Below are 13,240 nucleotides of genomic sequence, written 5' to 3'. Positions count from 1 at the left end.
ATTTCAAAAAATAGTTATTTTGATTATTTCGATAACTTTTAAATTTGTTATAATTGATTAAAATGAAAGATGGAGAATAATAATGCGCCAAATTTTAAAAAGTTATTTAAAATCATATTTTAAAAATTGAATTGAAGCTGGAGGTTTAATTCTTTTTATTATCATTATTATTGCAACAATTGCCGGAATTTTATCAGGTGCTTTACAATATAAAATAAAATATAATGATTTAGTATATACATCTGAACAATGAGATTATAATTTTAGTGTTGAAGATTATAAACCTAATTTTATGGAAGATTATTATTTACATAATAAGTTTATTGATAAAAATAAGCAAGAAATTAATGTTACAGGATTTCCCCAAGCAATTTTAAATGAAAACAGTAGTTGGTGAAAAACAACAAAAAGTGTGTGTGGTACTCTTGCAAGTACAGAATTACAGAAAATTTGTTCAACAAGTCAAATTATTACTAAATTAGCGGAAGTTGCGCAATATCGAGGAATGAAGCAAAATATTGATATTGTTAATCCGATTGGCTATCTTTATTTTAAAAAATTTAATTGAAACCAACCAAAAGAAATGGTAACACGGTTATTACGACAAAAAACTTTGCCAGAATATTCTGTTGGTGTTTTTGAAGCTATTTCTTTTAAACAAGAAAGCGGTTTAAATTATACTTTAAAGATTACTCCTGCGGTAGTACAAAATGTAGTACAAAATCTAGAACAGACAGCCGCCGTTAATTTTAACCAATTGAAATTATACCAAGGACAGTTGCCAGCAGTAGATGATGAAGCGGTTGTCAGTAGTTTATTTGCAGAGCAAAATCATTTAAAAATTGGAGATATTTTTCCAGTCATTCCGAACAACCCAAAATTTAATTTAAAAATTGTTGGAATTGGAAATAATTTAGATAATTTTATTAAGCGGACAAGTTTAAAAATTAATAGTAGCAATGATATTCGGAAATACGGTGTGTTATTTACAACTGAGCGTTTCCAAACTCAATTGCAGGATGCAAATGTTCGTGGTGAGTTAGGGAATATTACTTTAAACCCAAGTCAAAAAATTTTAATTAAATTAAATTCAACAAATGCAATTTTAACTTTAAAAGAAAATTTAGCACAGGGTTATATTAATCCAACAGCAACTTTAATTCCATATGAAAATAGTGATATTGCAATGCAAACGCAAAATATTAATATTCAAATTATTTTGTATAGTGCAATTGGTTCAGTGTTGTTATTTTTAGGTTTTATTTTTATTAATTATACAATGAAAAAAGAGATGAATAAAACTCGTCGCCAAATTGGAATTTTTAAAGCTTTTGGTTATCAAACAACGGAATTATCATGAATTTTTTCAACAAAGTTTTTTGTCACGATGCTATTTGGTATTATCTTAGGATATTGTGTTAGTATTCCTATTCAGTTATATGTTAATACATTATATACAACAGGATTATTAATTCCATTTAAATTAATTTATGTTTCCTGATGATTTATGCTAATTTTGTTTTTAGTTATCCCCATCTTTTTTACTACTTTATCATTTTTATTTACAATGAGTTATTTAAAAAAACCAATTTTAGTATTAATTAATGGTGCTGGAAAAATGCATTTTTATGGTTTAATAATTGGGATTAAAAAAATTTTTAGTAAAACAAGTTTCTTGTTTCGAATTCAATTAGCATTTACTTTAAAAGGATTTTGAAAATGAATGATTGTAATGTTTATTTTCTTTATTTCTTCATTACTCTTTATCATTCAATTTAATGCATCTGATGTTTTTCGACAAATTGTTTATTCGTTTAGTAATGTTTATCAAAAAGATGTTGACCATCGCTTCCAATTTTCAAATTTATTAACAATGGCAACAAGGCATCGAACTTCAACAGGAGAAGAAAAATTAAAACTAATAAATAATAATCATTTTCGAGTGTTACCAACAAGTGATGTTGAACAAACCCAAGCTGTTTCATTAGCAAAATTTAATGCATTAGCAACAGCCATTCATCATAATCCGATGTATATGGAATTATGACAAAAACTCTTTCTTTATCAGCCAATTTATCAGTCAGTTTATTTAACTGATTTAATTCAAGTTGTTAAAGATATAACAAATATAAAAGGAGGAAATTTACCAAATTGAGGAAAAAATATTGTTAATTTAAGTAATCTGATTGACCAGACACATATTAAGACAGTTGTTAGTTTTAATATATTGTATTATAATCCTCAAACTGAATTGCCAGTTCTTAATTTAGCTGTAACTCCAAGTAATCGTGAAACAGCAGTAATTAGTGATCTTAATTTAAAAGGGATTGAACCAAATACTTGGACAAAGTTTTATCAAATGGAAGGTGTTAACAAAACAGTTATTAACGAATTGTTTGCAGCACCATTAACAAGAACACAAATTCCTGCAATTATTTCAGAAAAAATAGCTAAATTAAATAATTTAAAAATTAATGACACTTTTGAATTTACTGTTAAAAATGTAAGATCTCCGTATAATATATCAATTGTTGTAAAGGGAATTAATAAAAATGATACAACACGAAGCAATGTTTTTATTAATGCTAATACTATTCGGTTTTTATTTTATGATTTTAACGAAAAACCAGTCCCAAATGATTTTTATGATGGAGTTATTTCTAAGGAAAAAATGATTTATGATAAGATCAACCCAAAAGAATTGCTAATGGGGAAACAAGATTATAAGATTACATTGCAAAACTTAACAATTAATATTTTTAACCATGATATTATGGCAGAATTAGGAAAAATTATGACAACAATAACTAGTGATGGTAGTGATATTAGTATTTTTACGGGTCCAAATAATGTTGAATTAATTACCTTGCAAAAATTATTAGCATCGTCAGGCTTGGGGATGTTAAATGATTCATTGTTAATTTTACAAATATTAAATGGAATTATTATTTTCATTATTTTAGCAGTTATTACTTCTTCGGTAATTGATGAAGCTAGCTCAGTTATTTTAACAATGCGAGCCTTAGGATATAAACCACGGCAAGTAAACTTTATTGTAATTGGTAATTATGTTCTTGGTGTTTTATTTACCTTCTTCCTGGCATATGTTATTTCCTTACTAATTTGGTACTTTGCTGTTAACATTATTTTAGAACAGTTTAAATTTGTTATTAATTTACCATTAAATTGACAAACACCATTAAAAGTTGGGACTATTATTAGTATTATTTTAGTTCTATCATGACTATTATCTATGTATTTAGTAAAAAAACAAAAACTAAATGAATTAACTGAGTAAAATAGGTTATAATAAAATTATAAAATTTCAGATTAAATCGTTGATTTAGGAATAGTAATTAATATGCTTATCGTCAGAGAGGTTATGATTAGTGCAAATAACTGGTGAGATATTAAGGAATTCACCTAATGAGAGCTGCTAATCCCAGCCGGATTATTAATATTAATGATTCGTTAACTGTAATTAAGACTATTTATTAGTAAAAAAAGGATGGTACCGTAAGAAATTGCTCCTTGTTTATATTTTTTTAATATAGACAAGGATTTTTCTAAATTAATTAGACTTCAGCAAGAAAGGATTAAACAATGGAAAAAGAATTAGACTTATTATTTACCCAAGCAACAAAAAACATTAAAGCAGCAAAAACAGTGGCGGAAGTTAATGCCGTTCAATTAAAATATTTAGGGAAAAAATCAATGTTAAATGATTTATTGAAAAAAATGAAAGATTTAACACATCAAGAACGTTTAACAATTGGTCAAAAAGCAAATCAAATTAAAGGAGAATTAACTGAATTATGTCAAGTTAAAAAAACCGAATTAGAAAATGCTTTATTAATTGCGACAATTGAACAAGAAAAAATTGATTTATCATTACCAGGATATAATTTAGTATTAGCAACAAAGCATCCATTAAACCAAGTTATTGATGAAATTTCGCAATTATTTCAAGAATTAGGATATGATATTGTGTTTGGAACTGAAGTTGATGATGATGAATATAATTTTAAACGCTTAAATTTACCATTAGGACATCCAGCTCGTGATATGCAAGATACATTTTATTTGTCTAAAAACACATTATTACGAACACACTGTACCAATATGACAGCCCGTGCAATTTCACAGATGAAAAGTAAAAATGAAATAATTGCAATGATTTCAACTGGAAATACTTATCGCCGTGATGATGATGATTCTACACATTCACATCAATTTATGCAAGTTGATGGGTTTTTAGTTGCCCCAAATATCACTTTTGCTAATTTAAAATGAACAATTCAATACTTTTGTCAACGGATGTTTGGTGAAGCAACACAAATTCGTTTACGACCAAGTTTTTTTCCATTTACAGAACCATCTGTTGAAGTTGATGTTACTTGTGTTAATTGTCAAGATAAAGGTTGTTCAATTTGCAAGCAAACTGGTTGAATTGAGATTATGGGCTCTGGGATGATTAATCCGCTTGTTTATCAAGCATGTGGACAAGATCCAACATTAACTGGCTTTGCCTTTGGCATTGGGATTGAACGAATTGCGATGTTAAAATATGGAATTGATGATATTCGTCGTTTTTATACAAATAACATCCGCTTTTTAGAACAATTTAAGAAATTTGATTAGGAGGTTTAAAATGATTATTACAAGAAGATGATTAAATAAATATATTGATTTTACTGATATTAGTAATGCTGATATTGTTGCTGCTTTAAATAGTTTAGGGTTTGAAGTAGAACGTACGCATAATTTTGATCGTAATAGTAATATTGTTTGTGGTCGAATTCAAGTTGTTAATGAAATTCCTGATACGCATTTAAAGTTTTGTCTAGTTGATACAGGACAAGAATTAGTTGACCCAATTGTTTGCGGAGCTAGTAACCCAGCAGAAAATGGATATGTTGTCGTTGCTCGTCCAGGGGCAGTGTTAGCCGATGGCACAAAAATTGCAAAACGTGAAATTAAAGGATATGCTTCAGAAGGAATGATGTGTTCACTAAGTGAATTAGGAATTGCTGAAAAATATTTAACGCCAGCTGAACAAGATGAAATTATTTTAACTTTTAATGAAAAAGAAGGTTCATATGATATGATTGGTGCTGAAGATGCTTTAACTAAAATTGGTTTAACTGATTATTTGTTTGAGATTGATTTAACATTAAACCGCAGTGATTGCTTAAGTGCTTATGAATTAGCTCGTGAATTAGCCCACTATTTTAAACGTGAATTATTTCCGTTAGAATTAGAATCAACAGAAAATTTAAAAGAATATCAAAATCCATTAAAAGTAGAAATTGCAACATCAGCAGTTGAATCAGCAATTAGTGTTAATATTAAATTAACGCCGGAAAAAACTCCGCTAAAATTATCAGATCGAATTTGGTTAAAAATTAATGAATATCAATCAAATGTAGCAGATCCATTTGGCGATTTAGCAATTAAAGCAACCCTTGAAACAGGGCAACCATTATTACTTTATGATTTTAATAAAATTAAAAACCCTTTAAAAATTATTGATGATTATGAAAATAAAACTTTTAATATTAAAAAAGGTGATTTAGTAGTTCTTGATGGGAATGAATTTGTAGAATTAATTGGTGTTCGCGTTAATCCGACTTATGCTATTAGTGCTACAACAACGGAGATAACAGTATTAGCACTCCATTTAAATCATATTATAATGCGTCAACAACAACGAAAAGTTGGTATTAGTAACATTAATTTACAACGTTATATCAAACCCATTAGTTATGCTACTGTTGGCTTAGGATTATCACGTTATTTGTATTTATTAAAAATTAATGGTTTTTTAGCCGAGTTATCAGTTTTAAACTTTATTAAAGAATATAAGAAAACAGTTGAGTCAATTAACATTACTTTACTTGAGATTAATCAATTTATCGGTCATTCTTTTACCTTATTAGAAATTAAAGCTTTATTAGAATCATTAGCTTTCCAATTTAAAACAGAAGGTGAACAATTATTTGTGACACCACCAGTAACTCGTACCGATATTTTTCAGAAAGCTGATTTGATTGAAGAAATTGCCCGGTTATTTGGTTATAATAACATTGTTGCTCAACCACCAGTCTTACCAAATTTAGTTAAGGCTAAACGTCCTACTGAAAAAACAATTAAAAATTTTGAAACTTTCTTTTTAAATAATGGTTTTTATCAAGCAAAAACATATGCGCTAGTTAAACAAGAAGAAATTACTCATTTTAACTTTTTTAATTATCAAAAACCATATCAATTACTATCGCCATTATCGGAAGAACATGCCGTAATGCGGTTAAGTTTAACAAATAGTTTATTAAACAGTGTTAAATATAATAATGCTCGAAATCAAAAAAATGTTAAGTTATTTACTGTTGAAAAAATTTATGTAAATGAGAAAAGTTATTATCATGGGGCATTTGTAAGTCAAGCAGAAATTGTTCAAAATAAAATAAAAGGCGATAGTCTTTCTAATTCGTATTATTATATTAAAAGTTTATTGGAAGCTTATTTGCAAAGTGAACAAATTGATATTGATGAATTATCATATCAATCAGCACCAAAAAATAAAATTTACCATCCTTATCAAACTAGTCATGTTTTTTTAGGAAAACAATTATTAGCAATTATTGGTGTGATTCATCCTAGTTATCAAAAAGAAGTTGATTTAAAAACTACAACTTATTTTGGTGAAATTAATTTTGAAGTAATGTTTAATTATCCGCATAAGAAACAAACATTTTTCACACCGCCCTCTAAATTTAGTACAAGTAGTCGTGACATTTCAATTTGAGTACCAGTAACAGTAACCTACGAACAAATTAAGAAAAAGATTTTAACAGGAGTTAAAAATGTTGTTGCAATAGAAGTGATTGACCAGTATTTTGATCATAAAGAAATGCCTAATCATGTTGCTTTAACAATTAGTTTTACATTTAATGATATGGCAAAACAGCTAACTGAAACAGATATTAACCAACAATTTGAACAAATTAAAATGAATTTGAAGAAATTACAATTACAAATTCGCTAGAAAAAAAATTTATGTATTTGAGGATTAAGGTAATTTATGAACACTAAATCTTAATCCTTTTAATTAGAACTTGGTTTATTTTTTATATAAAAAGAACATCCTTTGAAACAGATGTTCACTAGTTATTTTATTTTTTTAATATATTCTTGTCATTCATCAATGGCTGCATAATAATCTTGATATTCTTCATTATGAGTAGGATGATATTTTGAAATTAACATTCCAAAAACAATATTAATTAGCATCAACCGTGAAACATAATGGGATTATCAACATAAAAATTTATAATTTCAGTATTCTCTAAGGTTAGTTTTTGTAAATTAGGTGGTCCTTTATATTCTTTATTAATTGTTAATAAAATAATTTTAACATTTCGTTTTGTTGCAATTTCAATTAGGAAATGATATTCAGCATCTTGTAAGCTTTTTGAAATTAAAATTAATAAATCATTTTCACTAAGAGTTTTAATTAATTGAATTGTGGCATAATAATTAACAAGATAAGTTGAGTTATATTTTAAAACATTTAAGTGTAAATTTAAATTTTCGCAAATTAAAGTATGGCAACTAATTCTCCAGATAACAATTCGTTCATTCGTATGAATTGTATCAATGAATTTTTCTAATTGATTAACTTTTAAATTTCGATAAGTTTCATCTAATGCATAAGTATGCAGTTTATAAATATTATCAATAATATTATGGAGAGTTGTCTCATTTTCTTGGATATCAAATTCCTTGATATTATTATACTTTCCAGCAACTCATACTTTAAATTTACTATAATTTTCAAACCCAATTTTTTAATTAAACGACTTAAGGTCGAAATATTGATGAAAATACTATCTGCTAATTCGTTAATAGTTAACTCTAGAACACTCTGAATGTCATTATTTAATTTTTCAATTAATTGAATTTGCAAATCAGTTAATTGGTTTTCTTTTTCGTATGTTATAATTTTCATTTTGACTCCTCATTTTTTACAGCACATTTATATTTTATAAAAATAAATGTATAATTATATTATATTAATGAATAATTTAACAAAAGATTTATTAGGGTAAGATTATTCAAATTCGGCAACAAAAGTCAATAAAATAATGAGGGAACAAAATGATTTATACAGAAACAGATTTTATTAAACAACCGCAAGTTAGTGTCGATATACCATTAAATATTAGCCCAGAATTACTAGATTATTCGGTTAATATTAGAGGAATCAAAGATGTTAATATTAAGGGAATAATTACTTATCATCCAAATCTTAATGCAATTAATATTGTTGCAACAATTATTGGCGAAGTTGTTGTTGATGATGCTCAGACATTAGAACATTTTGCTGTTCCAATTAATTTAGAATGAAATGATGAGTATAGTTTTAAATTTTATAAAAAAAGTGATATTATTTACTTAAATGAGCAAAATTTTGATATAATAAAATATGCGTGAGATGAAATAATTATGAATATTCCTATTAATTTATCTAAAAATAGTGATAAAATAATTAATGGTGATTCAACTTGGCAAGTTTTTTCTGAGGAAGAATTTACAGCGTATCAAGCAGCTCAATCTGATTCACGATGAGAACAATTACACGAAAAATTAGTTAAAACAACAAAGGAGGAGAAATAATGGCGGTACCATTTCGAAAAACATCCAAACAGGCAAAAAGAAAACGCCGAACACATTTTAAATTAGTTGGAGCAACTTTGATAGCATGTAAAAATTGTGGAGCATTAATTAAACCACATAGAGTTTGTCGTGAATGTGGATATTATAAGGATAAAGAAGTTATTAGAGTTGATTAGGTTATAATAACTAATTATAGGAAGGATCAAGAGATTCTTTTTTTTTTTTTTTTTTAACTAATGTTGTATTTATAATTTATCTTGTTTAAAAAAGCATTTAAATTATTGGTCCAGTAGTAGGGCTTTTTTTGTAAAAAATTTTTTGGGAAAAGTGTTGCAATATGGGAAAGAGTATAATACAATATGTATGAAAGTGGGGGAGAATGGGGCAAAATGGCATTATTAGGAACTTACAATCATACATTAGATGATAAAGGACGATTAACAATTCCTTCTAAAATGAGAGAACAGTTTAAAGATGATAAAGTCTTTATTTCTCTTGGTTTTGATGGTTGTATTGATGTTCGTAATGAAGCTGAATGGTTAAAGTGAACAGAAAAAGTTGCTTCAATTGGACAAGCCACAGCCGAAGGAAGGGCTTTGATGCGAAAAATTATGTCAATGTCTGATGAAACTACTTTCGATAATGCTGGACGAATTAAAATTTTGTCCATTTTGCAAAATAAAGCAAATATTACAAAAGATGTTGTTATTATTGGAAACAATGACCACTTAGAATTATGAAATCCGAAAGTTTGAGAAGTATACATTGAACAAGCGTCAGGAATTGAAGAAGCGGCAAAAAATTTTGAGGAAAAAATTTAACGTATGGAATTTAAACATCAGACAGTCTTATTACAAGAAGCAATTGCCGGTTTAAATGTTCAAAACAATGGAATTTATGTTGATTGTACCTTAGGACGAGCCGGACATAGTCTTGAAATTTTAAAGCATCTTCCAAATGGAAAATTATATTGCTTTGAGCAAGATGAAGCAGCAATTGTTGCTTCTGAAGAAATTTTGCATAAGAGTAAATATCGTAATTATGAAATTATTAAAAATAATTTTGTTAATTTAGCTGCTGAATTACAACTACGACATGTTAAAGTAGTTAATGGGATTTTATATGACCTCGGAGTATCATCACCACAATTAGATGATGATAACCGTGGTTTTAGTTATCGCTATGATAGTCCATTGGACATGCGGATGAATCAACATCAAGGATTAACAGCAAAAATCATTGTTAATACTTATTCGCAAGAAGCTTTAGTAAAACTTTTTCAAAATTATGGTGAAGAACCATTTGCAAAAGTAATTGCAAAAAACATAGTTATTGCTCGTAATGAACAAGAAATTGTTACTACTTTTCATCTTGTTGAAATTATTAAAAAAAGTTTGCCACAAAAGATTTTAAAAAAGGCAAAACATCCAGCAAAACGAGTTTTTCAAGCATTACGAATTGAAGTAAATCAAGAGTTATTTGTTTTACAAGAATCATTACGACAAGCAACAACTTTATTAGCGGTGCATGGTCGGTTAGTTGTAATTTCGTTTCATTCACTAGAAGATCGTATTGTTAAAAAATATTTTCAAAGTTTAACAAAAGATCCTAATTATGAAATAAATCAACAGCTACCAGCAATATCATATTTTGAAAGTGATTATCAGATTATTACTAAGAAAGCAATTGTACCTTCGGTAACTGAACAAACAAACAACCATCGAAGTACAAGTGCTAAATTAAGAATATTAGAACGGGTGAAATAATATTCTAAAATTTGAAAAGGAGGTGAACGAAGTGGATTATAAGTTAAAAGAAGTATATGCTGTGTTAGAAATTAAAAATTATAGTTTTAGTTTTATGGTTGGTGTTTATACTGAATCACAAATTAAAGTGCTTTATAAAAGGCATCTTGAATATCATTTTTGTGATAATGGCATCATTATTGATGAAAAAAATGTGGCTAAAGAATTAGTTAATTTAATTAAAGATGCAAATCGACAATTAGGAATTGTAATTGAACGGGTGGCAATTAGTATTCCAGCAAATAATATGACAATTAAAACTTCAACCAAAATGCTAAATTTAACACATGATCGTCTAATTACGAAGAATGATATTGATTCATTAATTACATTAGCAAAAGAAGTTCCTTTATTAGATGATGAAACTGCTTTTTTTATTAGACCATATCGTTACATTCTTAATGAACAAAAAGCATTATCACCGCCACCAATAGGGCAGGCGGCGCACAAAGTAAGTATTAAGGCAATTGTTTATGTAACAAAAAAACAGATTATTCAAAGTATTTTTGCGACACTTAAATATGCCAAAATTGAAGTTATGGGTATCCTTCCAGAAGGGTTTAGTCTTGCGTGAAATATTGCATCACCAGTTGATTTGCAAAATGGAATTACAATTATTAATTGAGATTATGATAATATTATCGCTTATGTTTTTGTTCGTGAAACTTTATGTGAACAAATTATTATTCCGGGTGGGATTAAAAAAATAATTACGCGATTACGTAATGTCTTAAGTTGTGATAATAAGCAATCACTAAAATATTTATATAAAATTATTAATTTAAATAATAATAGTAAAGATAATTTAATTATTTATAGCAAATATGATCAACAGCAACAAACACAATTAAATTTTACCCATTATGATTTAAAACGAATTGTTAATCATGTTTTAACAGAAGAAATGGAAACATTGAGTGAAAAGTTAGCTAATAGCTTAGGACGCTATAACTATCCAGTGGTTGTTGTTGGTGAAATTTTACGAATTAGTGGGTTTAAAGAAAATTTGTTGGCGTTAAATAAAGATAAAAATGTTACCGTTTATATTGCTTCAACATTAGGAGCAAAAGAAACATGATGTACTGGCTTATTGGGAAATATTTATTATCAACATTTAGCAAATAAAGTTAGTGCAACAAATATTCAATCGGTTGATCATCGTTATATTCGTTATTTAAATAATAATGGTGATAAAAAAGGACCACGAAATGACAAATATGGTGAGCATCATCAACCAGGTGGCAATGCTAACCCGGCACAAGGGGTTATGCCGCTAAGTAACCAGCATTTAAACGGTTCGCAACAATATCAACAAAAATACTACCAAAATATTAAATAAATAGTATAATATATAAAAAATGGAGGAATTAAGGTTATGGACAATTTTGATAATTATGAACAAGTCGCGTCAATAAAAGTTATCGGTATTGGTGGTGCTGGAAATAATGCTGTCAATCGGATGATTGAAGCAGGCGTACAAGGGGTTGAATTTATTGTTGCTAATACTGATGCCCAGATTATTAGTGTTTCAAAGTCAAAAAATAAAATTATATTAGGTAAAGAAACATCAAAAGGGCTAGGAGCAGGTGCTAATCCTGATGTTGGTCGTCAAGCAGCAATTGAATCAACAGAGGAAATTAAAGACGCTTTAAAAGGGGCAGATATGGTTTTTGTCGCCGCTGGAATGGGTGGTGGAACTGGAACTGGGGCTGCTCCTATTATTGCCAAACTTGCCAAAGAACAAGGTGCTTTAACAGTTGGAATTATTACAACGCCATTTTCATTTGAAGGACGTGCGCGCAATAGTTATGCTATTCAAGGAACCGAAGAACTACGTAAACATGTTGATTCATTAATTATTATTTCAAATGATCGCTTATTAGAAGTAATTGGTGGTGTCCCATTAAAAGATTCATTCAAAGAAGCAGATAATATTTTACGCCAAGGAGTTCAAACCATTACTGATTTAATTGCAGTACCATCCTTAATTAATTTAGACTTTGCAGATATTAAGACCGTGATGAAAAATAAAGGGAATGCTTTATTTGGCATTGGGATTGGTTCAGGTAAAGATAAAGCAATTGAAGCTGCTAATAAAGCAATTATTTCTCCGTTATTAGAAGCATCAATTCGTGGTGCTCGTGATGCTATTATTAATGTTACTGGTGGTAATACCTTAACCTTAAATGATGCTAATGATGCTGTTGATATTGTTAAACAAGCAATTGGTGGCGAAGTTAATATTATTTTTGGAACAGCAGTTAATGAGCATTTAGATGATGAAATGATTGTAACTGTCATCGCAACTGGGTTCGATGAAAAACAAAATTTTACTAATCCAGATAATGGTTATCGTGCTTCAATGGAAGAATACGAAGCACCAGCACCACGTCCAACACGGGATGCTGAGGTTAGTGATGACAATGATCAAGATGTTACTCGTAAACGGCCAAGTTATTTCACTAATTTATCTGAAAATGCTGAACGTGAAACAGCGAATGCAAACCGTCGAATTAATGCATGACGAGAACATGTTAATAATAATCAAGTCGTTGAACATGACGATGAAGATGATGATTTACCACCATTTGTTCGTCGTAGTTGATAATAATGAGCATTTTTAAGAAAAAACAACGAAGTATTTACGAATCTTAACCACGAATTGATTTTAATGATAGCCCAACCACACCAATTGTCCATAGTGATCAACCATTAGATCAACCATTAACAAAACCTGTTCTTGCCCCAGAAACACCCTT

The 13,240-nt window shown here is 28.5% G+C and carries 11 protein-coding genes; 9 read left to right on the top strand and 2 right to left on the bottom strand.

Annotation, left to right across the window (positions count from 1 at the left end; genetic code table 4):
• The first annotated feature begins 82 nt into the window (after window positions 1-82).
• From ABNT63_RS08510 to pheT, 3 genes are all read left to right on the top strand, one after another.
• A complete protein-coding gene (locus ABNT63_RS08510; RefSeq protein ID WP_348735346.1) occupies window positions 83-3,298 on the top strand; it encodes an ABC transporter permease in 3,216 nt (1,071 codons plus the stop codon).
• A gap of 305 nt (window positions 3,299-3,603) precedes the next feature.
• A complete protein-coding gene (gene pheS / locus ABNT63_RS08505) occupies window positions 3,604-4,641 on the top strand; it encodes a phenylalanine--tRNA ligase subunit alpha (RefSeq protein WP_348735345.1) in 1,038 nt (345 codons plus the stop codon).
• 10 nt (window positions 4,642-4,651) lie between these two features.
• Window positions 4,652-7,045: a phenylalanine--tRNA ligase subunit beta gene (pheT, locus tag ABNT63_RS08500; protein ID WP_348735344.1), complete on the top strand. Its 2,394-nt coding sequence runs from the start codon at window positions 4,652-4,654 to the stop codon at window positions 7,043-7,045.
• A gap of 122 nt (window positions 7,046-7,167) precedes the next feature.
• Here pheT and ABNT63_RS08495 read toward each other — a convergent pair whose 3' ends face one another.
• A complete protein-coding gene (locus ABNT63_RS08495; RefSeq protein ID WP_348735343.1) occupies window positions 7,168-7,290 on the bottom strand; it encodes a hypothetical protein in 123 nt (40 codons plus the stop codon).
• Window positions 7,284-7,580 carry a hypothetical protein gene (locus tag ABNT63_RS08490; protein ID WP_348737173.1) on the bottom strand — a complete coding sequence of 99 codons (297 nt, stop codon included), beginning with the start codon at window positions 7,578-7,580 and terminating at the stop codon, window positions 7,284-7,286. The genes ABNT63_RS08495 and ABNT63_RS08490 overlap by 7 nt, the downstream gene beginning before the upstream one ends.
• Before the next feature lie 577 nt (window positions 7,581-8,157).
• On the opposite strand from ABNT63_RS08490, the gene ABNT63_RS08485 reads away from it, so the two are divergent.
• The 6 genes from ABNT63_RS08485 to ftsZ all read left to right on the top strand — a co-directional run bounded on the left by ABNT63_RS08485 (window position 8,158) and on the right by ftsZ (window position 13,089).
• The gene (locus tag ABNT63_RS08485) at window positions 8,158-8,676 is read left to right on the top strand and encodes a YceD family protein (RefSeq protein ID WP_348735342.1); all 519 of its coding nucleotides are present in this window, start codon (window positions 8,158-8,160) and stop codon (window positions 8,674-8,676) included.
• Window positions 8,676-8,852 (top strand): 50S ribosomal protein L32, encoded by a 177-nt coding sequence (gene rpmF, locus ABNT63_RS08480; protein ID WP_004027582.1) that lies wholly within the window; start codon window positions 8,676-8,678, stop codon window positions 8,850-8,852. Before ABNT63_RS08485 ends, rpmF begins: the two co-directional genes overlap by 1 nt.
• 213 nt (window positions 8,853-9,065) lie before the next feature.
• Window positions 9,066-9,497 carry a division/cell wall cluster transcriptional repressor MraZ gene (gene mraZ / locus ABNT63_RS08475; protein WP_348735341.1) on the top strand — a complete coding sequence of 144 codons (432 nt, stop codon included), beginning with the start codon at window positions 9,066-9,068 and terminating at the stop codon, window positions 9,495-9,497.
• 3 nt (window positions 9,498-9,500) lie between these two features.
• Window positions 9,501-10,442, top strand: coding sequence for a 16S rRNA (cytosine(1402)-N(4))-methyltransferase RsmH (rsmH, locus tag ABNT63_RS08470; protein ID WP_348735340.1), 942 nt, complete (start codon window positions 9,501-9,503; stop codon window positions 10,440-10,442).
• Window positions 10,443-10,473: 31 nt separating this feature from the next.
• Complete coding sequence (locus ABNT63_RS08465) at window positions 10,474-11,820, top strand: cell division protein FtsA (RefSeq protein WP_348735339.1); 1,347 nt, start codon at window positions 10,474-10,476, stop codon at window positions 11,818-11,820.
• Window positions 11,821-11,856: 36 nt separating this feature from the next.
• Window positions 11,857-13,089, top strand: a complete 1,233-nt coding sequence (gene ftsZ / locus ABNT63_RS08460; RefSeq protein ID WP_348735338.1) for a cell division protein FtsZ — start codon at window positions 11,857-11,859, stop codon at window positions 13,087-13,089.
• Window positions 13,090-13,240: the final 151 nt, after the last annotated feature.

Origin of the sequence: Spiroplasma endosymbiont of Ammophila pubescens, assembly GCF_964020965.1 — a bacterium.
Lineage (GTDB): Bacteria > Bacillota_I > Bacilli_A > Mycoplasmatales > Mycoplasmataceae > Spiroplasma.
This window is presented reverse-complemented; position numbering and strand designations above follow the sequence as displayed.